At 74.9% G+C, this 23,502-nt stretch carries 24 protein-coding genes; 11 read left to right on the forward strand and 13 right to left on the reverse strand.

The features are described from left to right. The first annotated feature begins 18 nt into the window (after window positions 1-18). The gene (locus ACRYRX_RS03630; protein ID WP_432510438.1) at window positions 19-1,314 is read left to right on the forward strand and encodes an aspartate kinase; all 1,296 of its coding nucleotides are present in this window, start codon (window positions 19-21) and stop codon (window positions 1,312-1,314) included. Further along, window positions 1,311-2,381: an aspartate-semialdehyde dehydrogenase gene (locus ACRYRX_RS03635; protein ID WP_432510439.1), complete on the forward strand. Its 1,071-nt coding sequence runs from the start codon at window positions 1,311-1,313 to the stop codon at window positions 2,379-2,381. The genes ACRYRX_RS03630 and ACRYRX_RS03635 overlap by 4 nt, the downstream gene beginning before the upstream one ends. Window positions 2,382-2,434: 53 nt before the next feature. Here ACRYRX_RS03635 and ACRYRX_RS03640 read toward each other — a convergent pair whose 3' ends face one another. Continuing rightward, window positions 2,435-2,851: a hypothetical protein gene (locus ACRYRX_RS03640; protein WP_432510440.1), complete on the reverse strand. Its 417-nt coding sequence runs from the start codon at window positions 2,849-2,851 to the stop codon at window positions 2,435-2,437. Between the two features lie 89 nt (window positions 2,852-2,940). Here ACRYRX_RS03640 and ACRYRX_RS03645 point away from each other — a divergent pair, with 89 nt between their 5' ends. Further along, the gene (locus ACRYRX_RS03645) at window positions 2,941-3,945 is read left to right on the forward strand and encodes a potassium channel family protein (RefSeq protein WP_432510441.1); all 1,005 of its coding nucleotides are present in this window, start codon (window positions 2,941-2,943) and stop codon (window positions 3,943-3,945) included. Between the two features lie 3 nt (window positions 3,946-3,948). Here ACRYRX_RS03645 and ACRYRX_RS03650 read toward each other — a convergent pair whose 3' ends face one another. After that, on the reverse strand, window positions 3,949-5,220 hold the full coding sequence (locus ACRYRX_RS03650) for a uracil-xanthine permease family protein (protein ID WP_432510442.1): 1,272 nt from the start codon (window positions 5,218-5,220) through the stop codon (window positions 3,949-3,951). A gap of 74 nt (window positions 5,221-5,294) precedes the next feature. On the opposite strand from ACRYRX_RS03650, the gene ACRYRX_RS03655 reads away from it, so the two are divergent. Further along, window positions 5,295-5,897, forward strand: a complete 603-nt coding sequence (locus ACRYRX_RS03655; protein ID WP_432510443.1) for a hypothetical protein — start codon at window positions 5,295-5,297, stop codon at window positions 5,895-5,897. Here ACRYRX_RS03655 and ACRYRX_RS03660 read toward each other — a convergent pair. The 6 genes from ACRYRX_RS03660 to ACRYRX_RS03685 form a co-directional block, all read right to left on the reverse strand. Next, complete coding sequence (locus ACRYRX_RS03660; protein WP_432510444.1) at window positions 5,863-6,003, reverse strand: hypothetical protein; 141 nt, start codon at window positions 6,001-6,003, stop codon at window positions 5,863-5,865. The two genes, ACRYRX_RS03655 and ACRYRX_RS03660, sit on opposite strands and share 35 nt — an antisense overlap. Before the next feature lie 27 nt (window positions 6,004-6,030). Next, window positions 6,031-6,381, reverse strand: a complete 351-nt coding sequence (locus ACRYRX_RS03665; protein ID WP_432510445.1) for a UBP-type zinc finger domain-containing protein — start codon at window positions 6,379-6,381, stop codon at window positions 6,031-6,033. Beyond that, window positions 6,378-7,769, reverse strand: a complete 1,392-nt coding sequence (locus ACRYRX_RS03670; RefSeq protein ID WP_432510446.1) for a sensor histidine kinase — start codon at window positions 7,767-7,769, stop codon at window positions 6,378-6,380. The genes ACRYRX_RS03665 and ACRYRX_RS03670 overlap by 4 nt, the downstream gene beginning before the upstream one ends. Next, the gene (locus ACRYRX_RS03675; protein WP_432510447.1) at window positions 7,766-9,454 is read right to left on the reverse strand and encodes an NAD(P)/FAD-dependent oxidoreductase; all 1,689 of its coding nucleotides are present in this window, start codon (window positions 9,452-9,454) and stop codon (window positions 7,766-7,768) included. The genes ACRYRX_RS03670 and ACRYRX_RS03675 overlap by 4 nt, the downstream gene beginning before the upstream one ends. Window positions 9,455-9,519: 65 nt before the next feature. Further along, window positions 9,520-9,846, reverse strand: coding sequence for a hypothetical protein (locus ACRYRX_RS03680; RefSeq protein ID WP_432510448.1), 327 nt, complete (start codon window positions 9,844-9,846; stop codon window positions 9,520-9,522). Between the two features lie 134 nt (window positions 9,847-9,980). Next, window positions 9,981-10,961, reverse strand: a complete 981-nt coding sequence (locus ACRYRX_RS03685; RefSeq protein WP_432510449.1) for a helix-turn-helix domain-containing protein — start codon at window positions 10,959-10,961, stop codon at window positions 9,981-9,983. 81 nt (window positions 10,962-11,042) lie between these two features. On the opposite strand from ACRYRX_RS03685, the gene ACRYRX_RS03690 reads away from it, so the two are divergent. Further along, window positions 11,043-11,903, forward strand: a complete 861-nt coding sequence (locus ACRYRX_RS03690; RefSeq protein ID WP_432510450.1) for a hypothetical protein — start codon at window positions 11,043-11,045, stop codon at window positions 11,901-11,903. Here the strand turns inward: ACRYRX_RS03690 and ACRYRX_RS03695 are convergent. Further along, on the reverse strand, window positions 11,890-12,609 hold the full coding sequence (locus ACRYRX_RS03695; RefSeq protein ID WP_432510451.1) for a class I SAM-dependent methyltransferase: 720 nt from the start codon (window positions 12,607-12,609) through the stop codon (window positions 11,890-11,892). The two genes, ACRYRX_RS03690 and ACRYRX_RS03695, sit on opposite strands and share 14 nt — an antisense overlap. Before the next feature lie 32 nt (window positions 12,610-12,641). Between ACRYRX_RS03695 and ACRYRX_RS03700 the strand changes: the two genes are divergently transcribed. Beyond that, window positions 12,642-13,190 carry a DUF3592 domain-containing protein gene (locus ACRYRX_RS03700; protein WP_432510452.1) on the forward strand — a complete coding sequence of 183 codons (549 nt, stop codon included), beginning with the start codon at window positions 12,642-12,644 and terminating at the stop codon, window positions 13,188-13,190. Next, a complete protein-coding gene (locus ACRYRX_RS03705; RefSeq protein WP_432510453.1) occupies window positions 13,187-14,821 on the forward strand; it encodes an ABC-F family ATP-binding cassette domain-containing protein in 1,635 nt (544 codons plus the stop codon). Before ACRYRX_RS03700 ends, ACRYRX_RS03705 begins: the two co-directional genes overlap by 4 nt. Window positions 14,822-14,825: 4 nt before the next feature. On the opposite strand, the gene ACRYRX_RS03710 is transcribed toward ACRYRX_RS03705, so the two are convergent. Further along, complete coding sequence (locus ACRYRX_RS03710) at window positions 14,826-16,370, reverse strand: apiosidase-like domain-containing protein (protein ID WP_432510454.1); 1,545 nt, start codon at window positions 16,368-16,370, stop codon at window positions 14,826-14,828. 216 nt (window positions 16,371-16,586) lie between these two features. Between ACRYRX_RS03710 and ACRYRX_RS03715 the strand changes: the two genes are divergently transcribed. The 3 genes from ACRYRX_RS03715 to ACRYRX_RS03725 all read left to right on the forward strand — a co-directional run bounded on the left by ACRYRX_RS03715 (window position 16,587) and on the right by ACRYRX_RS03725 (window position 19,659). Continuing rightward, on the forward strand, window positions 16,587-17,804 hold the full coding sequence (locus ACRYRX_RS03715; protein ID WP_432510455.1) for an MFS transporter: 1,218 nt from the start codon (window positions 16,587-16,589) through the stop codon (window positions 17,802-17,804). Further along, window positions 17,801-18,265 carry a GNAT family N-acetyltransferase gene (locus ACRYRX_RS03720; RefSeq protein ID WP_432510456.1) on the forward strand — a complete coding sequence of 155 codons (465 nt, stop codon included), beginning with the start codon at window positions 17,801-17,803 and terminating at the stop codon, window positions 18,263-18,265. Before ACRYRX_RS03715 ends, ACRYRX_RS03720 begins: the two co-directional genes overlap by 4 nt. Before the next feature lie 155 nt (window positions 18,266-18,420). Beyond that, on the forward strand, window positions 18,421-19,659 hold the full coding sequence (locus ACRYRX_RS03725; RefSeq protein ID WP_432510457.1) for an Nramp family divalent metal transporter: 1,239 nt from the start codon (window positions 18,421-18,423) through the stop codon (window positions 19,657-19,659). Here the strand turns inward: ACRYRX_RS03725 and ACRYRX_RS03730 are convergent. Next, window positions 19,638-20,678 carry an aldo/keto reductase gene (locus tag ACRYRX_RS03730; protein WP_432510458.1) on the reverse strand — a complete coding sequence of 347 codons (1,041 nt, stop codon included), beginning with the start codon at window positions 20,676-20,678 and terminating at the stop codon, window positions 19,638-19,640. The genes ACRYRX_RS03725 and ACRYRX_RS03730 overlap by 22 nt on opposite strands. An 83-nt stretch (window positions 20,679-20,761) precedes the next feature. Here ACRYRX_RS03730 and ACRYRX_RS03735 point away from each other — a divergent pair, with 83 nt between their 5' ends. Then, window positions 20,762-21,313, forward strand: coding sequence for a TetR/AcrR family transcriptional regulator (locus ACRYRX_RS03735; protein ID WP_432510459.1), 552 nt, complete (start codon window positions 20,762-20,764; stop codon window positions 21,311-21,313). 21 nt (window positions 21,314-21,334) lie between these two features. Here ACRYRX_RS03735 and ACRYRX_RS03740 read toward each other — a convergent pair whose 3' ends face one another. Next, complete coding sequence (locus tag ACRYRX_RS03740) at window positions 21,335-21,694, reverse strand: hypothetical protein (RefSeq protein ID WP_432510460.1); 360 nt, start codon at window positions 21,692-21,694, stop codon at window positions 21,335-21,337. A 5-nt stretch (window positions 21,695-21,699) separates the two neighbouring features. Then, the gene (locus tag ACRYRX_RS03745) at window positions 21,700-23,484 is read right to left on the reverse strand and encodes a prolyl oligopeptidase family serine peptidase (protein WP_432510461.1); all 1,785 of its coding nucleotides are present in this window, start codon (window positions 23,482-23,484) and stop codon (window positions 21,700-21,702) included. Window positions 23,485-23,502 lie beyond the last annotated feature (18 nt).

Here is a 23,502-nt window from a genome sequence, read left to right on the forward strand (position 1 = left end):
TCCGTAGAATCGCTCGTCGTGGCTCTCGTGGTGCAGAAGTTCGGCGGTTCCTCGGTCGCTGATGCCGACGGCATCAAGCGCGTGGCGAAACGCATCGCCGCGACCAAACGCGCCGGCCACGAGGTCGTCGTGGTGGTCTCGGCGATGGGCGACACCACCGACGAGCTCATCGACCTCGCCGAGCAGGTCAGCCCCATGCCGCCCGCGCGCGAGCTGGACATGCTGCTGACCTCCGGGGAGCGGATCTCGATGGCGGTCCTCGCCATGGCGATCTCGAACCTGGGCCTGGAGGCGCGGTCCTTCACCGGTTCGCAGGCCGGGGTCATCACCGACTCCTCGCACGGGCGGGCCCGCATCATCGACGTCACCCCGGGGCGCATCCGCTCGGCGCTGGACGAGGGCGCGATCGCGATCGTCGCCGGTTTCCAGGGCGTCAGCCAGGACACGAAGGACATCACCACCCTCGGCCGCGGCGGGTCGGACACGACGGCCGTGGCGCTGGCCGCGGCGCTGAAGGCCGACGTCTGCGAGATCTACACCGACGTCGACGGGGTGTTCACGGCCGACCCGCGCATCGTGCCGACCGCGCGGAAGATCAACCGCATCTCCAGCGAGGAGATGCTGGAGATGGCGGCCAACGGCGCCAAGATCCTCATGCTCCGCTGCGTCGAGTACGCCCGGAACTACGACCTGCCGATCCACGTGCGCAGCTCCTTCAGCCCGCACGAGGGGACCTGGGTGACCGACTCCCCGATCCCCGCCGCCTTCGCCACCCACCAGACCGGGGAGGAACCCGTGGAACAGCCGATCATCTCCGGGGTCGCGCACGACCGCAGCGAGGCCAAGATCACCGTCGTCGGGGTCCCGGACAACCCGGGCACCGCCGCGGCGATCTTCAAGGCCGTCGCCGAGGCCGAGATCAACATCGACATGATCGTGCAGAACGTCTCGGTGGGGGCCTCGGGCCGCACCGACGTCTCGTTCACGCTGCCCAAGGCGGAGGGCGCGACGGCGATCGGCGCACTGGAGAAGGTGAAGCCGGCGATCGGTTTCGAGCGCACCGAGTACGACGACCAGATCGGCAAGGTGTCGCTCATCGGCGTCGGGATGCGCTCGCACCCGGGCGTCTCGGCGACGTTCTTCGACGCGCTGGCGAAGAAGGAGATCAACCTGGAGATGATCTCCACCTCGGAGATCCGCATCTCCGTCGTGACGCGCGCGGACCAGCTCGACGACGCGGTCCGCGCCGTGCACACCGCCTTCGGCCTGGACGCCGAAGCTGAAGCCGTGGTCTACGGAGGTACCGGACGATGAGCACCCGCAAGCCCACCCTCGCGGTCGTCGGCGCCACCGGCGCCGTCGGCACCGTCATGCTCGGCATCCTCTCCGAGCGCCCGGACGTGTGGGGCGAGATCCGTCTCGTCGCCTCCGCCCGCTCGGCCGGCAAGGTGCTGCAGGTCCGCGGCGAGGACGTCGTCGTGCGGGAGCTGACGCCGGAGGTCTTCGACGGCGTCGACGTCGCGATGTTCGACGTCCCCGACGAGGTGTCCGCGGTGTGGGCGCCCATCGCCGCCGAGCGCGGCGCCGTGGCCGTCGACAACTCCGGCGCCTTCCGGATGGACGACGAGGTCCCCCTCGTCGTCCCCGAGGTCAACGGCGCGGCCGCGCGCAACCGCCCCAAGGGCATCATCGCGAACCCGAACTGCACGACGCTGACGATGATGGACGCCCTCGGCGCGCTGCACGAGCAGTGGCAGCTCACCGAGCTCGTCGTCGCCAGCTACCAGGCGGCCTCGGGCGCCGGCCAGCCCGGCGTGGACCGGCTGTACGACGAGATCGAGGTCGTCGCGGGGCAGCGCACGCTGGGTTCGCGGGCCGGCGACACCGCGGAGGTCATCTCCGAGAAGCTCGGTGACGACTCCCCGTTCCAGACCCACCTCGCCCTCAACGTGATCCCCGTCGCGGGCTCGCTGAAGGACGACGGCTGGACCAGCGAGGAGCTGAAGGTCCGCAACGAGTCCCGCAAGATCCTCGGCATCCCGGACCTGAAGGTCTCCGCGACCTGCGTGCGGGTGCCGGTCCAGACCACCCACTCCCTCGCGGTGCACGCGACGTTCGCGCGGCCGATCACCGTGGCCGAGGCGACCGCCGCGCTGGAGGCCGCCCCGAGCGTGGAGGTGCGCGACGACCTCGCCAACGGCGTGTTCCCGACCCCAGCGGGCACCGTCGGCGGGGACCCGACCGTGGTGGGCCGCATCCGGCAGGCGCTGGACTTCCCGAACACGCTCGACCTGTTCGTCTGCGGCGACAACCTCCGCAAGGGGGCGGCGCTGAACACCGCGCAGATCGCCGAACTCATCGCGGCCGAGCTCACCGCCTGACGCCCGCACGACCCGGAGGCCCCGTCCACGCGGACGGGGCCTCCGTCGTCCCCTCACCGGTCGCGCAGCCCCAGGGACCGGTTGTGCTCCCGGCACCGGGAGTACCCGGTGGCGGCGGACACGGCGAACGCCGCGATCCAGATCGGCACCGTCACCACCAGGGAGAGACCGAACGTGATCGCGGCGAGGAACGCGGCGATCGGCGCGCACACCACCTGCGCGACGACGAGCGTCACCCCGAGCCCGACCTGACCGGCGTAGCAGTTCCCCGCCCCGAGCCACAGGAACGAGAACAGCACGGCCAGGCCCGGCGTCTTGGCCGGGACGGGCACGACCGGCCGCACCTGCTGGTGCGGCGGCCGGTACGGCGGCACGGGGGCCGGCGCGGGGCGCCACTCCCGGCGCTCGCGCTCGGGGTCCCGGTCCTGCCAGGCCCCGGTGTCGTCCGGCCTCGGTCGGTACTCGCCCACGCCGCCCCCTCGTCCGTGCTCCGGCCGCCCATCCTGGCACCGCGAGCCCCCCGGGTGTGCGCGCGCCGGTGATCCAGCAGACTCGGACCGTGGCCGATCGCGACGCGCGCCTGCGTCTCCCCGTCGGGCGCCCGGTGTCACCGCTGGCCGCCATCGCGCTGCGGCTGAGCCTGGCGCTGGGCCTGGTGCTGCTGTCCTGGGGCGTGGTGTTCCTCGAGCGCGGCGGGTACCGCGACGGGGTGGACGGGTCGCTGTCGGCGCTGGACGCCCTGTACTACACGACGGTCACGCTCTCGACGACCGGTTACGGCGACATCGTCCCGGTCACCGACAGCGCGCGCCTCGTCAACGCCCTGTTCGTCACGCCGGTGCGGATCCTGTTCGTCGTCATCCTCGTCGGCACCACCATCCAGGCGCTCACCGAGCGCTCCCGCAAGGAGATCCGCCTCGCGCGGTGGAGGGCCCGCATGCGCGACCACGTCCTGGTCCTGGGGTACGGCACGAAGGGCCGCAACGCGATCCGCGAACTGCGGCAGAAGGGGACCCCGGCCGACCGGGTCCTCGTGGTGGACCGCAACCCCGGGGCGACCGCCGACGCCTCCCGCGACGGCTACCTGTGCGTGACCGGTGACGTCACCCGCTCGGAGACGTTCGTGACGGCGCTGGCCGACCGGGCCCGCACGGTCGTGGTCGCCGTCGACCGGGACGACACGGCCATCCTGGCGACCCTGGCGCTGCGCCGGCTGAACCCGCGGGCCACCGTCGTCGCCACGGCCCGCGAGGTCGAGCACGCCGACCTGCTGCGGCAGTCGGGGGCGGACTCGATCGTGGTGACGTCCGAGACGTCGGGGCGGCTGCTGGGGCTGGCGGCGGGCAGTCCCGCCTCCGTGGAGGTCGTCGAGGACCTCGTCTCGTTCGGCAGCGGCCTGGACCTGACCGAGCGGCCGGTCCAGGCCGGGGAGGTGGGCCGGGCCCCGGGGGAGCTGGGGTTCCCGGTGCTCGCGGTGGTGCGCGAGGGGCGGACCCTGCTGTTCCACGAGGTCGCGGCGCTGCAGCACGGTGACGTGCTGCTGCACGTCACCGGCCGCCGCTGACCCTCAGGCGGTGGTGGTGCCCCGGGCCCGCCCGACGGCCCGCATGAGGTGGTACAGGCCGATCGCGGCGACCGTCCCGAGCGCGATGCCCTCGAACGTCAGCCCGGACGACGTGGTGAGGGTGTAGTTCGCGATCCCGACGATGAGCGCGACGGCGGCGGTCGTGAGGTTCACCGGGTCGGCGAAGTCGACCTTGTTCTGCACCCAGATGCGGGCGCCGAGGACGCCGATCATCCCGTACAGCAGGGTCGCCGCCCCGCCGAGGACGCCGGCGGGGATGGAGCCGACGAGGGCGCCGAACTTCGGGGAGAACGACAGGACGAGGGCGGCCGCGGCGGCGACCCAGTAGGCCGCGGTGGAGTACACCTTCGTGGCGGCCATGACGCCGATGTTCTCGGCGTACGTGGTGGTCCCCGACCCGCCGCCGAGCCCGGCGAGGGTGGTGGCGAGGCCGTCGGCGACCAGGGCGCGGCCGGCGAGGGGGTCCATGTCCCTGCCCGTCATCGCGGCCACCGACTTCACGTGCCCGACGTTCTCGGCGACGAGGACGAACACGACGGGCAGGAACAGGGCGAGGTCGGAGACCTCGACGTGCGGGGCGGTGAACGTGGGCAGCCCCACCCAGGAGGCGCTCTCGACGGCGTCGAAGGACACCAGCCCGCGCAGCGCGGCGACGACGTAGCCGACGACGACGCCGACGAGGATCGCGAGCCGGCCCAGCAGCCCGCGGAACAGGACGCTGGTCAGCGCGATGGCCAGCAGCGTGGTGACGGCGGTGACGGGGTCGGCGCGGAACCCGGAGTCCTCGGTCGTCCCCCACGCCGCGGGGGCCAGGTTGAGGCCGATGAGGGCCACGACGGTGCCGGTGACGACGGGCGGCATGACGACGTCGATCCACCGGGACCCGGCGAGGTGCACGACGACGCCGACGACGGCGAGCAGCACCCCGGTGACGAGGATGCCGCCGGTGGCCGAGCCGGCGGAGCTGGCGAGGATGGGCGCGATGAACGCGAACGACGACCCGAGGTAGCTGGGCAGCCGGTTCCGGGTGATCAGCAGGAACAAGGCCGTGCCGATCGCGGAGAAGAACAGGGTCGTCGCGACCGGGAACCCCGTCAGGGCCGGGACGAGGACGGTGGAGCCGAACATCGCGACGACGTGCTGCAGGCCGATCCCGACGGTCCGGCCCCACGTGAGGCGTTCGTCGGGGGCGACGACCTCGCCCGGCGAGACCGCCCGTCCGTCACCGTGCAGCCGCCAACCCGTACCCGCCACGCGCGTCACCCTCCCTGGGAGCGGCCCGGCGAGCGCCGGACCGTCGGAGAGGGTAACCGCAGTAGGGTCGCCGGATGGTTCTGGCGCACGGCCGTTCGTGGGTCGCGGCGGCCGTGGTGCTGGCCGCGACGGTGGGGCAGTTGCTGGTGGCGACGTTCGCGAGCGACCTGCCGCAGTTCGAGGGCAAGGCGTTCGGGGCGCGGCTGGTGTTCTACCCGCTGCTGATGCTGTTCGTGCCGGCCGTGTGGTTCGCGGTGCACCGCCGGTCCCGGCCCGCCCCGTGGGGCGGGTTCACGCTGGTGATGCTGCCGTTCGGAGTCGACGTCTCGGGGAACACGCTGGACCTGTACGACACGGTCGTGTGGTGGGACGACCTGCTGCACTTCCTGAACTGGTGCCTGCTGACGCTGGGCCTGGGGCTGGTGCTGCGGGTCGCCGACGTGCGGCCGCGGTGGGCGGGGGCGGTCGCGACGGTCGGGGGCGGTGCGCTGCTGGCGCTGCTGTGGGAGCTCGGGGAGTGGTGGACGTTCATCCGGCACGGCACGGAACTGGGCACCGCGTACGAGGACACGCTGGGGGACATGACGCTGGGCACCACCGGTTCGGCGGTGGCGCTGGCCGGGCTGGTGCTGCGGCGGCGGGTCAGTCGCCGGAGTTCTTCCGGAACTCGTCCCTGAGCTTGCGCGGGTCGGCGTCGCGCAGGGCCGAACCGGACCCCTTGAGGCGGCGGTAGGCGAGGAAGGCGACGACGGCCAGCACGAGGACGATCAGCAGGTACTTCACCCCCCGACCGTACGCGCCCGGGGCGGGTCAGTGCAGGAGGGTGGTCCAGTTCGCGGGGACCCGGCCGCGGGGGCCGGGGGCGGGCTGGTCCTCGGGGTGGTTCAGCGGCGGGGCGAGGTCGGGTCCGCCGGCGTACGTCTGGTCGGTCGCGAAGTCGTAGAACCACTCCTCGCCGGGTTCGTAGCTGCGCACGACGCCGTGCCCGGAGGCGGCGACGTGGGCGCGGGCGTGCTGGGCGGGCGAGGAGTCGCAGCAGCCGACGTGGCCGCAGGCCGCGCAGCGGCGCAGGTGGAACCACCAGCCCTGCGGCTGGGCCGTCTCGCAGTCGGCGCAGCCGGGGCCGCTGGGGGCGGCGGTGGGGTCGATCTGGTCGGTCACGGGGTCTCCTCCGGGGGGTCGACGGGCAGCCAGACGCGGAACACGGTGTTCCCGGGGACGCTCTCGACGTCGATGCGGCCGTGGTGGCGGTGCACCACGACGCGCCAGGCGATGTCGAGGCCGAGCCCGGTGCCCTCCCCGACGTCCTTGGTGGTGACGAAGGGCTCGAAGACCCGGGGCAGGACGTCGGGGTCGATGCCGGGGCCGTCGTCGGCGATCTCGACGCAGACGCCGTCGCGGTCGGGGTGGACGGTGACGGTGACGAGCCCGCCGCCGGGTCCGAGGGCGTCGAGGGCGTTGTCGAGCAGGTTCGTCCAGACCTGGGTGAGTTCGCCGGTGTGCCCCAGGACCTGCGGGACGTCCTCGTAGCGGGTGCTGACGCGGGAGTTCCCGACGGCGCGGCCGGCCCCGGCGCCGAGCATGGAGATCGCGGCGTCGAGGAGCTCGCGCACGTCGACCCAGCGCTGCGGGGCGCGGTCGAGCTGGGCGTAGTTCCCCGCCGAGGCCAGCAGGGCGCTGATCCGCGCGGAGGCGGTGGCGGCCTCGGCGACCAGGGAGCGGACGGCGACGGTGCGGGCGAACCAGGCCGCGGTGCCGGGGTCGGCGGGCAGGTCGGCGGCGGCGAAGCCGTGCTCGACGAGGACGGGGGCGAGGTCGTCGGGGTCGGGGGCGCCGAGCTCGTCGAGGGCGTCGACGAGCGCGTCCTCGGCGTCGTTGCGGCGCAGCGGGTCCGTCGGGACGGGCGCGGCGCCGTGGTCGGGGACGACCGGCAGCTGCGGCAGCAGCCCGCGCACGGAGCCCTCCAGGGCGCGCAGCTCGTCCTGGAGCTGGGCGAGGGTGCGGGCCATCGCGGCGGCCGGGTTGCCGAGCTCGTGGGTGAGCCCGGCGGTGAGGGACCCGAGGGCGAGCAGCCGTTCGCGGGCGCTGGTGAGCTGCTGCTTCTCGGTCAGCCCGATGCGCAGGCCCTCCAGCAGGTGCACCGCCATCGGGAACCACTCGCGCACGACCTGGCCGAACGTCGCGGCGGGCAGCACGAAGAACGTGGAGGGTTCCAGCACCCGCAGCGAGGAGGTGTACCCGGCGGGTGCGGCGTCCCCGAGGTAGGCCTCCCAGGCCCCGGCGTAGACGCCGCGCTGGCGGGTGCGGCCGATCTCGAGGTCCTCCCCGGCGCCGTGGTGGTGCAGGCCGACGTGGCCGTCGAGCAGGACGTGGAAGCAGGTGGCGGGCTCGCCCTCCCGGTACAGCCAGCCGGGTTCGGCGGTCACGACGTCCCCGGCGCCGGCGAGCCGGTCCAGCTGCGCGTCGGACAGGTCGGCGAACAGGAACAGGGTGCGCAGCTCGTCGCGGGTCGCGGTACGCGTCGCCGGGGGGTTCGCCGGGGGGTTCACTGCTGCGCCAGGTAGCGGTGCACGAGCATGACGGCCATCGCGCCCTCGCCGACGGCGGAGGCGACGCGCTTGACGGACTCGGCGCGGGCGTCGCCGGCGACGAAGACGCCGGGCATGGACGTCTCGAGGTGGTAGGGGTCGCGCGCGGGCCGCCACCGGGCGGGGCGCTCGCCGTCGACGACGAGGTCGGGCCCGGCCAGGACGAACCCGTGCTCGTCGCGGGCGACGGCGCCGTCGAGCCAGGCGGTGCGGGGAGCGGCGCCGATGAACACGAAGACGTGGTGCGCGGGCACCTCGGTCTCCTCACCGGTGTCCTTCTGGCGCAACGTGATCCGTTCGAGGCGGTCGGTCCCGGCGGCGGCGGCGACCTCGGTGCCGGTGCGGACGTGGACGTTCGGCAGGGCCGCGATCTGCTCGATGAGGTACGCCGACATCGACGTCTCCAGGGAGGTGCCGCGCACGAGCATCGTGACGCTGCGGGCCGAGCGGGCGAGGTTCACGGCGGACTGCCCGGCGGAGTTCGCGGCGCCGACGACGTACACGTCCTCGTCGGCGCAGGCGGACACCTCGCTGAGGGCGGCGCCGTAGTAGACGCCGCGGCCGGTGAACTCGGCCAGGCCGGGGCCCTCCAGCGTCCGGTAGGAGACGCCGGTGGCGAGCAGGACGGTGTGGGCGGCGATGCTGGTGCCGTCGGCGAACCGGACGACGCGGGAACCGCCGACCGCTTCCAGGCCGGTGACGGTGCGGGCGGTGAGGGTCTCGGCGCCGAACTTCGCGACCTGGCGGCGGGCGCGGTCGGCCAGCTGCGCCCCGGAGAGCCCGTCGGGGAACCCGAGGTAGTTCTCGATGCGCGAGCTCTGCCCGGCCTGCCCGCCGGTGGCGTGCTGCTCGACGAGGACGGTCCGCAGCCCCTCGGAGGCGCCGTAGACGGCGGCCCCGAGCCCGGCGGGCCCGCCGCCGACGATGGCGAGGTCGTAGAACTCGCGCTGGGGGCGGGTGGTGAGCCCGACGTGGTCGGCGAGGGTCGTGTCGTCGGGGTCGACGAGGACCTCCGGGCAGGCCCCGTCGACGGGGGCCAGCACGACGGGCAGCTGCGAGGCGCCGGCGGCGCTGAGCAGCCGGTCGGCCTCGGGCTGGCCGGCGAGCAGCCAGCGGTAGGGGACCTCGTTGCGGGCGAGGAAGTCGCGGACGGCGAAGGAGCGCGCCGACCAGCGGTCGCCGATGACGACGACCTCGTCGGGCGGGCGGACGGGTTCGGCGCGCCAGCGTTCGAGCAGCCCGTCGAGGACGGGGTAGAGCTTCTCCTCCGGCGGGTTCCACGGCTTGAGCAGGTAGTGGTCGAGGTCGACGTCGTTGATGGCGCGGATGGCGGCGGAGGTGTCGGCGTAGGCCGTCAGCAGGACGCGGCGCGCGGAGGGGAACAGGTCCACGGCCGCTTCGAGCAGTTCGACGCCGTCCATCTGCGGCATCCGGTAGTCGGCGAGGACGGCGGCGACGGCGGCACCGCGGAGCTTGACCTCGCGCAGCGCGCCGAGCGCGTCGGGGCCGGACTCGGCCCGCACGACGCGGTACTCCCCGCCGTAGCGGCGGCGCAGGTCGCGGGCGACGGCGCGGGAGACGGCGGGATCGTCGTCCACGGTCAGCAGGACCGGTCGCTGTTCCTCGCTCACCTCGGGTGCCACCACGGCCCGGACGTTAGGCGTTCCCCGACGCCGGGGCCAGACCCTGCCGGGGTCAGGTTCGGGCGGGGTCAGGTTCGGGCGGGGTGGCGCCGGGCGGTGCGCCAGGCGGTGACGGCGGCGACGGTGACGAGGACCGCCCAGGCCGGGACGGTGGCCCGCCACGCGCCCGGCGCCACGGTGAGCAGCACCAGGAGCACCTGCGCCGCGATGAACCCCACGGCGGGGGCGGTGCGGCCCAGGGAGGCGTGGCCGAGGCCGGGCCACAGGACGGACAGCGCGGCGGCCGCGGCGGGGCCGCGGTGGCGCTCCAGGCCCGCCCGCGCGGCTCCGGCGGTGCGGTGCCGTGCGGCTCCGGTGCTGCGGTCGTCGGTCTGGTCCCACTCCACGACGGTCATCGCGCAGCCCCCCGGCTCTGTGTCACGTCTGGTCGGCGCGCCCCCCGCGCCGTGGGCAGTCTGCCGCGCGGTGGGGGTCCGGTGCGCGTTTTACCGCCATCCCGAGCGTTTCCTGACCGCTCGCGGTCACGACCCTACGCACCGTCACGGGTTGGGGGGTCCGCCGCCCGGAAACCCTGCCGGTAGGCGGCCGGGCCCACCCCGCGCCGCGCCGTGAACTGCCGCCGCAGGGCGTCCGCCGTCCCCATCCCGCACCGGCGCGCCACGACCTCGACGGTCAGGTCGGTGCGCTCGAGCAGTTCCTCGGCCCGGCGCAGCCGCTCCTCCACCAGCCAGCGGTGCGGGGTGGTGCCCGTCGCCGCCCGGAACCGGCGGGCGAAGGTGCGCGGGGACAGCAGCGCCCCCCGGGCCAGCTCCTCCACGGTCAGGTCCTGCGCCAGGTCGCGGCGCATCCGCTCCAGCACGCCGGCCACCGCGTCGGACGGCTCCGCCGGGACCGCGTGGTCGACGAACTGCGCCTGCCCGCCGGGCCGGTGCGCGGCCGTCACCATCCGGCGGGCCAGCGCGTTCGCGACCGCGGCCCCCCGGTCCCGGCGCACGACGTGCAGGCACGCGTCGATCCCGGCCGCGGCGCCCGCGCTCGTCACGAACGGGCCGTCCTCGGCGTACAGGACGTCGTGCTGCACCAGCACCCGGGGGAAGCGGCGCGCGAAGCGGTCCGCGAACTGCCAGTGCGTCGCCGCGCGGCGCCCGTCCAGCAGACCCGCCGCCGCCGGGGCGAACGCACCCGAGCAGATCGTCAGGACGTCCGCGCCGCGCTCGACGGCCCGCCGCAGCGCCGGCGCGACCCCCCGCGGCAGCGGGTCGTCCAGCGCGGGCCACCCCGGGACGACGACGAGGTCGGCCCGCTCGAGCGCGTCCAGGCCGTGCGGGACGTGCACCGCGAAACCCGACGTCGTCGCCACCGGGCCCCGGCGGGGGCCGCACAGCAGGAACTCCGTCGCGGCGAACCCGTCGTCGGTGCGGTCCAGGCCGAACACCTGGGTGGCGACGCCGAGCTCGAACGTCGCGACGCACGAGCCGGTCAGGGCGGCGACGACACGGGCGGGACGCACCCCGACAGTATGGCAGGAACGTCCGGTCCCCCGACAGTCCTGCCACTGGTCCGCACGACCCCGCCGCCCGACGCTGGACCCGTGCTGACGATCCCCTCGATCCCCTCGGACTCCTCGGTCCTCGTGCCCGCCCCCACCACCGGCCCCCAGCGCTGGGCCGGGGCCCCCTGCGCCGCCCTCGACCACGACGGGTCGCTCGTCCTGGCCCACCGCGAACGGGCCGGCACCGACGCCCTCGTGCTGTCCCGCTCCGACGACGGCGGCGCCACCGTCCGCGAGGTCGCCCGCTTCGGGCCCGACGTCGCCGGGGCAGCCATGCTCGAACGCCCCGCCCTCGTCCGCGTCGAGGACGGCTGGCGGCTGCTCGTCGGGTTCGCCACCCCCGGCGGGCCGCACTGGTGGATCGGGGCCCTGCACGCCCCGACCCTGGAGGGGCTGCCCCGCGCCGCCGTCGAACCCGTCGTCCCCGGCGACCGGTCCACCGCCGCCAAGGACCCCGTCGTCCGGCGCGGCGCCGACGGGACGTGGCGGATGTGGGTGTGTCTGCACGACCTGTCCGAACCCGGCCAGGAGGACCGCATGTCGAGCGCGCTGTGCACCAGCCCCGACGGCCTCACCTGGTCCGCCCCGCGCACCGTCCTCGCTCCCCGCCCCGGCGCGTGGGACGCCCGCGGCGCCCGCGTCACCGCCGTCGTCGACGTCGGTGGGCGCGAGCTCCTCGCCTACGACGGGCGGGCGAGCGCGGCGGAGAACTGGTTCGAGCGCACCGGCTGGGCGCACGGCGACGGCCGCCGCGTCCCCGACGCCCCCGTCACCGACGTCCGCTACCTCGACGTCCTCGACCTGCCCGACGGGCGGCGGCGCCTGTTCTTCGAGGCCCGCACCCCCACCGGCGACCACGAGCTGCGCACCGCGCTCGTGCCCGGCCTCAGTCCAGCGTGAAGCGCGTGCAGTGCGTCAGGTACGGGACGCGGACCGGTTCCCCCGCGGCGAACCGGCCGTCCAGCAGGCGCCCCACCTCGGCGAGCAGTCCGGCCCGCTCGTCCTCGGGCAGCACGATCACGTAGCTGCGGGAGGCGACCAGGTCGAGGATCCCCGCGCGGTCGGTCACGTGCTCGAACCGCGTCGTGAACGTCTCCCCCGCCCCGAACGGCGGCCCGACGGTCGCGGCGCTCGCGCGCATCTCGTGCTCCTCGCCGCGCTGCGCGAGCGCCCACACCTGCGCGACCCACGGCACGGACTCGTCCCGCACGTTCCACACCAGGCCCAGCGTCCCGCCCGGGCGCAGCACCCGCGCGACCTCCGGCACGGCCCGCACCGGGTCCACCCAGTGCCACGCCTGCGCGACGACGACCGCGTCGACCGAGCCGTCCGGCAGCCCGGTCGCCTCCGCGGTCCCCTCGTGCGCCTCGACGTCCAGCCGCGCCGTGAGCTCGGCGAGCATCCGGGTCGAGGGCTCGACGGCCACGACCTCGTGGCCCCGGCGGACGAGAGCCTCGGTGAACTTCCCCGTCCCGGCGCCGAGGTCGAGGACGCGGCGGGCACCGGCGACGAGGAAGTCGACGGCGTCGTCGGGGTAACCCGGACGGGCGCGGGCGTAGGCACCGGCGGCTGCGCCGAAGGAGCGAGCGTGGTCGGGTCCGGTCACCGGCACATCCTCGCGCGGCGCACCATCGCAGGATGCGTGGACCCCGGCACCAGTGGAGGGCCTGGGCCGTCCTCACCGTCGTCGGGACGGTCCTGACCGCCCTCCTGACCGCCGCGGTCATGGCTCCGACGGTCCGCACCGCCGTGGTGCTGGGCAGCCGGGGCGTCATCACCACCGCCGAGGTCGTCGACTACCGGGAGGCGCTGCGCAGCCGCGACGACCGGTGGACGCTGCGGTTCACCACCGTCTCCGGCCGGACGGTGCAGGTCAGCACCCGGGCCACGTGGACGGGCGCGCCGTTGCGGGTGGGGTCGCGCGTCACGGTCCGGTACGACCCGCGCCGGCCGTCGCGCGTCTGGTCCACGGGGGAGTCCACCGACCTGTCCTGGTGGGCGGTCGTCTTCGGCTGGGTCGTCGGGCTGGTGTCGCTGGGTTTCGCCGTGCTCGGCCTGTTCTTGAAGCCCTGGCAGCCGCCGTCCCCGCCGGCGGCGGCACCCGCGGCGGTCCCCGCGCGGCCGGTGCCGCCGCGGGTGGCCCGCCGGCGCCGCGAGGCCGCCCGCCGGGAGAGGATGAGGCGGTGAGCGCCACCCTCGTCGCCAAGGACCTCAGCGCCGCCCACGGCACCCGCGCGCTGTTCTCCGGTCTGGACCTCGTCGTCGCCCCCGGGGACGTCGTCGGCCTCGTCGGCGCGAACGGCGCCGGCAAGTCCACCCTGCTGAAGCTGCTGGCCGGCCTGGACCGCCCCGAGACGGGATCGGTGGCGCTGTCCCCGCCGACGGCGACCGTGGGCTACCTGCCGCAGGAACCGGACCGGCGCCCGGGTGAGACGGTCGGGCAGTTCCTCGGCCGGCGCACCGGCGTCACCGCCGCGCAGGACGAGATGGACTCCGCCGCAACGGCTCTGGCGGAGGGGGCCGCCGGGGCCGACGACCGCTACGCCACCGCCCTGGACCGCTGGCTGGCCCTGGGCGGCGCCGACCTCGACGAGCGCCGCGACGAGGCGCTGGCCGACCTCGGGTTCAGCGCCTCCCCCGACGCGCTCATGACGTCGCTGTCCGGCGGGCAGGCCGCGCGCGCCGGGCTCGCCGCGCTGCTGCTGTCGCGCTACGACGTGTTCCTGCTCGACGAGCCCACCAACGACCTCGACCTCGACGGCCTGGCCCGCCTGGAGCGGTTCGTCACCGGGCTGCGCTCCCCCGCCGTGGTCGTCAGCCACGACCGGGAGTTCCTGGCCCGCACCGTCGACCGGGTCGTCGAGCTCGACCTGGCCCAGCAGCTCGTCCGCGTCGTCGGCGGCGGCTACGACGCGTTCCTCGCCGAGCGGGAGGTCCAGCGCCGGCACGCCCGGGAGGCCTACGAGGAGTTCGCCGACACGAAGGCCGGGCTGGAGGCCCGGGCCCGGATGCAGCGCGGCTGGATGGCCCAGGGCGTCCGCAACGCCGTCCGCAAGGGCGACCCGGACAAGAACATCCGCGCCAAGATGCGCGAGGGCAGCGAGAAGCAGGCCGCCAAGGCCCGGCAGACCGACCGGATGATCGAGCGGCTGGAGGTCGTGGAGGAACCCCGCAAGGAGTGGAAGCTGCAGATGACGATCGCGGCCGCCCCGCGGTCGGGGTCGGTCGTGGCGACGCTGCGCGAGGCCGTCGTCCGGCGCGGGTCGTTCACCCTGGGGCCGGTGACGCTGTCGGTCGACGCGGGCGACCGGGTGGCCGTGACGGGCCCCAACGGCGCGGGGAAGTCGACGCTGCTGAACCTGCTGCTCGGCCGGGTCGAACCCGACACCGGGACCGCCGCGACGGGTTCGGGGGTGCAGGTCGGCGAGATCGACCAGGCCCGCGGCGCGTTCCTGGACGAGCGCACCCTGGCCCGCGCCTTCGGCGACGAGGTCCCCGAGCAGCCCGACGCGGAGGTCCGCACGCTGCTGGCGAAGTTCGGCCTCGGCGCGCACCACGTCGGCCGGACCGCGGCGAGCCTGTCGCCGGGCGAGCGCACCCGCGCCGCCCTGGCGCTGCTGCAGGCCCGCGGGGTGAACCTGCTGGTGCTGGACGAACCCACCAACCACCTCGACCTGCCCGCGATCGAGCAGCTGGAGGAGGCGCTGGCGAGCTACACCGGGACCCTGCTGCTGGTCAGCCACGACCGGCGGCTGCTGGAGGCCGTGGAGGTGACCCGGCGCCTCGTGGTGGAGGACGGGAACGTCCGGGAACTGTGAGGGTTCACCCCAGGGCGGACCCGGTGAAGTCGCGGCAGAACACCACGACGCGGGGCGCGCCGCGCGGGCCGGGCACCGTCCCGTCCGCGTCGAGCACCCCGCGCTCCAGGACCTCCCCGGTGCGGGGGTCGACGACGCGGTAGGGGTCCGGGACGCCGTCGCGGACGGTGATCCGCAGGTCGCCGCCGTCGTGGCAGTAGGCCAGGAAGAACACGCCCGGGACGAGGAGGTTGCGCGGGTTCACGGTGTGCGACCAGTCCGGCCGCGCCCCCGTGAACGGCAGCCCGTGCAGCACGCGGTTCAGCACCCCGGGGTAGGCCGACCCCTCGAACGCCAGCGCCTCGCGCCAGCCCGCCCCGGGGGCGGAGAACAGCGGCGACTGGCCGGCCTCGCCGGGGTGCAGCTGCCACTGCCACAGGCTGCCCGCGCCGTAGACGACCCCCATCGTCGCTCCCGCGCAGAGGTTGCTCCACGCCTCGTGCCCCTGCCACCACCCGGCGGCGAAACCCGTCCGCGCGGTGTTCTCGTAGGTCGGTTCGCCGTTGGCGACGGCCCTGGGCGGCAGGTTGCGGGCCATGTCGGCGACGCGCTCGGGGACGTGGTCGCCCTGGTGACCGGTCTGGCACCACTGGAAGTCGAGCCAGTCGGCGTCCTGGTGGGAGTCGGCCGTGGTGTGCGGGCGGTAGTGGATCCCCGTGGGGTGGGCGTAGGCGTCCCAGGCGTGGACCTCGCGGCCCCCGGCGGCGACCTGCGGTTCGTCGCCCGTGCCGTCGGCCCCGACGAGCCAGACCGACGGCCCCGCGCCGTACCGGGCCACCAGGTAGCGGCAGTAGCGGGCGTACTGCGCCGGCGGCACCACGGTGCCGGCGACGTCGAGGCCCTTCCAGCCGAACCCCTGGAACACCGGCTGGAACACCGGGACGATCCCGTGGCGGCGCAGCACCTCCACCAGCGCGTCGAGGTGCTGGAAGTAGCCGGGCCGCAAGCGGTTCAGCGTCCCGTCGGGCAGGTCGTCGAACGCGACGGCGAACCCCCCGTCGGCTCCGCGGTCCTCGGGCCCGACGGCACGCATGTCCGGCTGCACGCTCATGAGCAGGACGGCGTTGAACCCCTTGGCGGCGCGGTCGGCGGCGTAGACCTCGGCCTGCTCGACCGTCGCCCGCCACGGCAGCGCCCACGCGGTGTCCCCCACGAGGAACGCGGGGGTGCCGTCGGCGTGCACCAGGTGCCGGCCCTCGTCGGACAGCCGCCAGAACCCGTGCTGCTCGAACACCCCGTCCCCGGCGCCCGCGGGGACCTCGAGGGTCCCGGTGCCGGTCAGCCCCGGGTCGTCGACGGAGGCCGACGCCGTCCAGGCCCACGTCCCGGCCAGCCCGGCCGCGCAGAACCGGGCGCGCCAGGTGCTCCCGCCGTCCCAGAACGCGGGCCGGCGCACGACCCGCCCGGAGGTGTGCGTGAAGACCACCTCGACGTCGACGCCGGGGTAGGGGTCGGCGTGCGGGGCGGTGGCGGTCAGGGCGACCTCGACGGAGGACCACGGTGTGCTCACGGGCGCAGTCTGGCAGCGGGTCCCCCGTCCCGCCGGGCTGAGGTGTTCGTGAGGGGTTCGCGCCACGCCCGGGACGGGTTGCCCGGCAAGCATTTCGGGGCAGCGCGCCGAACAGGGGGAACAGAGCGCCGGACGGCGGCGATGATCGAGGTGTCGACGGGCCGCCGCGCCCTGCTCGACGCACCCCGCACCCCGCGTCCCGGAGGAAGACCGCCCGTGCCCCTCGCCATCCTGGCCCTGGCCATCGGTGCCTTCGGCATCGGCACCACCGAGTTCGTGGCCATGGGCCTGCTGCCGCAGATGGCCGCCACGTTCGACGTGTCGATCGCCTCCGCCGGCTGGCTCATCTCCGCGTACGCCCTCGGCGTCGTCGTCGGCGCCCCGACCCTGACGGCGCTGACCCACGCGTGGCCGCGCAAGAAGGTCCTCACCGGCCTCATGGCGCTGTTCGTCCTCGGGCACGCCGCGACCGCCCTGGCCCCGGGCTTCGAGGCCCTCGTCGGCGCCCGCTTCCTCTCGGGCCTGGGGCACGGGGCGTTCTTCGGCGCCTCGGCCGTGGTGGCCCGCAAGATCGCCCCGCCCGGCAAGCAGGGTCAGGCCCTCGCGCTCGTCTTCACCGGCCTGACCGTCGCGAACGTCGTCGGCGTGCCGGCCGGCACGTACGTCGGGCAGCAGCTCGGCTGGCGCCTCACGTTCGCCCTCGTCGGCCTCATCGGCCTGGTGACGATCGCCGCGATCCTCGCGATCGTGCCCGAGGTGGAGACCCGCACCGGCTCGCTGCGCTCGGAGTTCGCCGCGTTCCGCCGCCACCAGGTGTGGTGGACGCTGCTGATCACCACGGTCGGCTTCGCGAGCATGTTCACGGTGCTCAGCTACGTGGCCCCGCTGCTCACCGACGTCGCCGGGTTCTCCGAGGGCTCGGTCAGCTGGGTGCTGGTGCTGTTCGGCCTCGGCGCGACGCTGGGCAACCTCGTCGGCGGCCGGCTGGCCGACTGGCGCCCCTACCGGACGCTGGCGGCCGGGTTCGTCGGGCAGGTGGTCGTCTTCGGCCTGCTGTTCCTGTTCGCGGGGAACCGGGTGGCCGCCGCCGCGGGGGTGTTCCTGTTCGCGTTCGTCGGGTTCGTGATGTCCGCCCCGATCCAGACCCGCGGCATCCTGGCCGCCGGGGGCGGGGCGTCGATGGCCTCGGCCGCGATGCAGGCCGCGTTCAACATCGGCAACGCGATGGGCGCCTTCCTGGGCGGCCTCGCCATCGACGCCGGGTACGGGTACGCCTCGCCCGCGCTGGTCGCCCTCGTCCTGGCCCTGCTGGGCCTGCTGATCCTCGTCGAGGCCACCCGCGTCGACAAGAACGGCCGCGCCCCCATCGACCCGGCCGTCGCCGCCGTCCCGCCGCAGCGCCGGCGCCGGGTGCGTGACACCGTCGGCGGGTGACGATCTCGATCCACCCGCGTCCGCTCGGCGACCCCGACCTGTCCGGCCTCATCGCGGCGGCGGTCGCCGAGCTGAACGTGCGCTACCGCCTCCCCGGTGAGCCGTGCACCGACTACCCGCTGTCCCCGGCCGCCGTCTGCCTCGTCGCGCACGTCGACGCCGAGCCGGCGGGCTGCATCGCCCGCGTCGACGTCGACGAGGCGGGGTGGGAGGCGACGGTGGAGATGAAGCGCGTCTTCGTCCACGAGCGCTTCCGGGGCCGCGGTGTCGCCCGCGCCCTCATGGCCCGGTTCGAGAGCGACGCCCGCGCGGCCGGTGCCCGGCGGGTCCGGCTGGAGACCGGGACGAAGCAGCCGGAGGCGATGGCGCTGTACGAGGCGCTGGGGTACGAGCGGGTCGCGCCGTTCGGGGAGTGGGCCGACAGCCCGTTGACCGTCTGCTACGCCAAGTCGCTCGGCTGACCGCGCGGGGTTCGGATCGTTGGCCCCTCGCTCCCGGTGATCGGGGGCGAGGGGCCAACGATCCGAACCCCTCCCCCGCGGTGCGTGATCATCGCGGTTTGGGGCACGAGGAACAACAGAGTTCGGAGCGCCGAACTCTCGTGCATGATGTCCCCATGACGACGGACGCCCGCACCGCCGCGCCCACCCGCCCCGAGCGCGGGCTGTTCCGCCTGCTCGGTCCCGCGTTCGTGGCGGCCATCGCCTACGTCGACCCCGGCAACGTCGCCGCGAACCTCACCGCCGGCGCCGGGTACGGGTACCTGCTGCTGTGGGTGCTCGTCGTCGCCAACGCGATGGCCGTCCTCGTGCAGTACCTGTCGGCCAAGCTCGCCGTCGTCACCGGCCGCACCCTGCCCGAGCTGCTGCGGGACCGGCTGGGCCGCCGGGCGCGGCTGGCGTACTGGGCGCAGGCCGAGCTCGTCGCCGTCGCGACCGACCTGGCCGAGGTCATCGGCGGCGCCGTCGCGCTGCACCTGCTGTTCGGGACGCCCCTGCTGGTGGGCGGGATCATCACCGGCGCGGTCTCGCTGGGGCTGCTGGCCCTGCACAACCGCAACGGCGTCCGCCGGTTCGAGGCCGTCGTCGTCGGGTTCCTGCTGATCATCGTCGTCGGGTTCGTGACCGGGGTCGTGGTCGCACCCCCCGACCCCGCCGAGGCCGCCGCCGGTCTGGTCCCCCGCTTCGAGGGGGCCGAGACGGTGCTGCTCGCCGCGAGCATGCTCGGCGCGACCGTCATGCCGCACGCCGTGTACCTGCACTCCGCGGTCGCCCGCGACCACCACGGCACCGTCGAACCCGCGCGGCGCCGCCGGGTGCTCGGCGCGACGCGCGTCGACGTCGTCGCGGCGCTGATCGTCGCGGGCCTGGTGAACATCTCGATGCTGCTGCTGGCCGCCTCGGCCCTGCGCGGCGTCCCCGGCACCGACACCCTCGAAGGGGCCCACGCCGCCGTCGCCACCCACCTCGGCGCCGGGGTCGCCCTCATCTTCGCGATCGGCCTGCTCGCCTCCGGGCTGGCCTCGACGTCGGTGGGCGCCTACGCCGGGGCCGTCATCATGCAGGGCCTGCTGCGCGTCGACGTGCCGCTGCTGGTGCGCCGCGCGGTGACGCTGGTCCCGGCCCTGGTGTGCCTCGGGATCGGCGTGGACCCCACGCGGGCCCTCGTGGTGTCGCAGGTGGTGCTGAGCTTCGGGATCCCCTTCGCGCTGATCCCGCTGGTCGCGCTCACGAGTTCGAAGGACCTCATGGGCGAGCACGTGAACCGGCCCGGGACCCGCGTGTTCGCCACTGTCGCCGTCGGGCTCGTCGTGGCGCTGAACCTCGCCCTGCTCTACCTGACGTTCTCCGGCTGAGCCGGCCGCTGGGCGAGCGGGCGTCGGCGCAGGGCCGCGTCAAGGATCGGCGGCGTCCGGTACTGCATGTCCAGCAGGCCGACGTCGGTGCCCGGCGGGACGATCGCGTCGATCCGGTCGAGCACCTCGTCGTCGAGCGCGACCTCGGCCCCGGCGAGCAGGTCCTCGAGCTGCTCCAGCGTGCGCGGGCCGAGGATCGCCGAGGTGACGCCCGGGTGCGCCAGGACGAACGCCAGCGCCAGGTGGGTCAGCTTCACCCCGACCTCGTCGGCCAGGGTGACGAGCTCCTCCACGACGTCGAGCCGGCGCTCGTCGGAGAAGTACCGGAACCTGTTGGCGCGCGGCGTGTCCGCCTGCTGCCCCTTGCGGTAGCGGCCGGTGAGCATCCCGCCCGACAGCGGCGAGTAGACGAGCGTGCCCATGCCGTACCGCTGCGCGACGGGCAGCACCTCGTTCTCGATGCCGCGGTTCAGGATCGAGTAGGTCGGCTGCTCGGTGCGGAAGCGTTCCAGCCCCCGCCGTTGCGACACCCACTGCGCCTCGACGATCTCGGACACGGGGAAGCTCGAGGTCCCGATCGCGCGGACCTTGCCCGCGCGCACCAGGTCGGTCAGCGCCGACAGCGTCTCCTCCACGTCGGTGTCCGGGTCGGGGCGGTGGACCTGGTAGAGGTCGATGTGGTCGGTGTCGAGCCGGCGCAGCGAGTCCTCCACGGCGCGGGTGATCCAGCGCCGCGAGTTCCCCCGCGCGTTCGGGTCCTCCCCCATGGGCAGGTGGAACTTGGTGGCCAGCACGACGTCGTCGCGGCGGCCCTTGAGCGCCTTGCCGACGATCTCCTCGGACTCGCCGCGGGAGTAGGCGTCGGCCGTGTCCAGGAAGTTGATCCCGGCGTCGAGGGCTCGGTGGACGATCGCGATCGAGGCCTCGTGGTCGGGGTTGCCGACGGCGCCGAACATCATCGCGCCGAGCGCGTAGGGACTGACCTGGATGCCGGTGCGGCCGAGCGGGCGGTGCTGCATGGCTCCTCCGTGGGAAGATGAAGCGGAACGTTCGTCCGGAACTGTACGGAACAGTGTTCCGGTTACGCAAGGGGAGGAGACCCGTGGAACGCAAGGTGCGCGCCGACGCGCAACGCAACCTCGACGCCCTGCTCGTCGCGGCGCGCGACGTCTTCGCGGCCGTCGGCGTCGACGCCCCCGTGCGCGAGATCGCCGCGAAGGCCGGCGTGGGCGTGGGGACGGTCTACCGGCACTTCCCGCAGCGCTCGGACCTGGTGACCGCCGTCTTCCGGCACGAGGTCGACGCCTGCGCCGAACAGGCTCCCCTGCTCGCGGCCGAGCACCCGCCCTCCGAGGCGCTGCGGCGGTGGCTGCTGCGCTTCACCGGCTTCGTCGCCGCCAAGCGCGGCCTCGCCGCGGCCCTGCACTCCGGCGACCCGGCCTTCGAACCGCTGCCCGCGTACTTCTCCGGCCGGTTCGAACCGGCGCTGGGATCCCTGCTCGACGCGGCGGTGCAGGCGGGCGAGATCACCGCCCGCCTCACCCCCGCGGAACTGCTCACGACGCTGTCGCGGTTGTCGACGCCGGACCCGGAGTTCACCGAGCGGACGATCGACCTGCTGCTGGACGGGATGCGCTACCGCCCCGGGGCCTGACCGCCGGCCGGACCCCGCAAGTCAGTGCTCGCCCGGCAGGGACAGGAGCCCGGACCGGCCGACCCAGCCCCGCACCGTCGGGGTGAGCAGCAACGCGGCGACCGCGACGTTCAGGCCCGCGGCGGCGAGCGCGGCGAACGCGGGACCGGCCAGCAGCACCGAGACCACCCCGGACCCGGCGCCCAGGACCGACAGACCCAGCAGGGCGGCCCAGGCCCCCCAGCTGCTGCGTCGGACGCGCGCGAGGAGCCAGACGTGGAGGGCCAGCCACACCAGCGCGCCGAACCCCCGGCCGGGGACGGCCACCAGGAGGAGTTCGCAGGCCAGCACGGCCAACAGCCGGTGGGCCACCGGGTGGGTGCGCCACCACGTCGTGTTCACGCGGCTCACCCTACGGGCAGGTGCCGCCGCACGAAGTCCAGCTCCACCCGCATCTGCCGGACCCGCTCGTCGTCCAGCAGCGACCCGTGCCCGGCGTCGTACCGGTACACCTCGTGGGTGGCGCCGCGCGCGGCGAGGCGGTCGAGGTAGTTGTCGATCTGCCGGATCGGGCAGCGCGGGTCGTTGCGCCCGGCCAGCACCAGGACCGGCGCGGTCACGGCGTCGACGTACGTGATCGGGGAGGAGTCGGCGTACTTGTCCGGGACCTGCTCCGGCGACCCGCCGAACAGGGACCGGTCGAACGCCTTCAGCCCCTCCATCTCGTCCTCGTACGCCGCGACGTAGTCGGCGACCGGGACCCCGGCGAGCCCGACCGCCCACCGCTGCGGCTGCGTGCCCAGCCCCAGCAGCGTGAGGTACCCGCCCCACGACGCCCCCGCCAGGACCAGCCGCGCGGGATCGGCCACGCCCGAGGCCACCAGGTGGTCGGCGACGGCCGCGACGTCCTCCAGCTCGACGTGCCCGACGCGCGCCTCCAGCGCGTCCCGCCACGCCGACCCGTACCCGGTGGACCCGCGGTAGTTCACCTGCACCACGGCGAAACCCTCGTCGACCCACGCCGCGCAGTACGGCCGGAACGCGTCGGTGTCGTGCGCGGTCGGGCCGCCGTGGACCTCCACGACCGTCGGCAGCGGGCCGGTCGAACCCGCCGGGGTGCGCAGCAGCGCGTGGACCCGGCCCCCCGGCCCCTCGGCCCACACGTCGCGGACCTCGACCGACGGCGGCGCGGGCCGCCCCGGCGCGCGCAGCAGGACCGTCCCGTCCAGCGTCCGCACCGTCGAGGGCTGCGCCGAGGACGACCACGTCATCCACACGTCCCCGTCGGGGCGGGCCGTGGCGCCCGAGACGGTCCCCGTGGACGGCCCGACCCGCTGCACCGCACCGGTCCCCAGGTCCACCCGGTACGCCAGGGTCCGGGCCTCGTGGTCGAGCAGCACGATCAGGCCCGTCGCGTCGCGGGTCCACTCCCCGCCGGCGACCTCACCGGGGGCGTCGAGGACGATCTGCACCTCGCGGCCGGTCAGCAGGTCCAGGACCAGGAGCTCGGCCCGCCCGGACCGCTCGTGCTCCACGAGCAGCCGGGCGTCGCCGCGCACGGGGGAGAAACCCAGCGGGGAGACACCCTTGCCGGGCCCGTCGGACAGTTCGGCGACGGTCGAGCCGTCGGCCAGGGACAGGACCCGCAGGTCGGGGTGGCGGGAGTCGCCGTGCTCGGAGTGCGCGATCGCGACCCACTGCTCGTCGGGGGACAGGTCCCCCACCCAGGCGTCCTCGCGGTGCTCGTACAGCCGCCGGGTGCCCTGCGCGGACACGACGTCGACCCGGGTGCCGTACCCGTCGTCCTGCGACCCCACGACGACGACGCCGCTGCGGCCCAGGCACAACCCCGCCGGGTAGGCGGCCGGCAGGCCCAGCGGGTCCTCGACGCCGACGCCGGGGGCCGAGCCGAACGGCTGCCGCCGCCACACGCCGAACTCGTCGCCGGCGGTGTCGTCGAACCACCACGCGAACTCCCCGGCGGGGTCGATCGTGGCGCCCGAGGTCCCCTCGGGGCGGTCGGTCAGCCGGTGCAGCTCCCCCGACGCCGCGTCGAAGGAGTGCACCTCGAGCACCCCGGCGACGGTGGCGTCGACCACGCACCGCGCCGGGGCGTCCTCGGCCCACTCCGGCAGCCCGACGCGACCGGCGCGGAACCGCTCCTCCCAGGTGGGGACCTCAGGTTCAGTCACCGGCCGATCGTGCCACGC

Source organism: Kineococcus lubricus, assembly GCF_050871965.1.
Lineage (GTDB): Bacteria > Actinomycetota > Actinomycetes > Actinomycetales > Kineococcaceae > Kineococcus.

Coding starts and splice junctions, on each gene's coding strand:
- ACRYRX_RS03635 (WP_432510439.1), top strand. CDS start 1,311: ATGAGCACCCGCAAGCCCACCCTCGCGGTCGTCGGCGCCACCGGCGCC.
- ACRYRX_RS03655 (WP_432510443.1), top strand. CDS start 5,295: ATGGTTCTGGCGCACGGCCGTTCGTGGGTCGCGGCGGCCGTGGTGCTG.
- ACRYRX_RS03680 (WP_432510448.1), bottom strand. CDS start 9,846: ATGACCGTCGTGGAGTGGGACCAGACCGACGACCGCAGCACCGGAGCC.
- ACRYRX_RS03700 (WP_432510452.1), top strand. CDS start 12,642: ATGCGTGGACCCCGGCACCAGTGGAGGGCCTGGGCCGTCCTCACCGTC.
- ACRYRX_RS03725 (WP_432510457.1), top strand. CDS start 18,421: ATGACGACGGACGCCCGCACCGCCGCGCCCACCCGCCCCGAGCGCGGG.
- ACRYRX_RS03730 (WP_432510458.1), bottom strand. CDS start 20,678: ATGCAGCACCGCCCGCTCGGCCGCACCGGCATCCAGGTCAGTCCCTAC.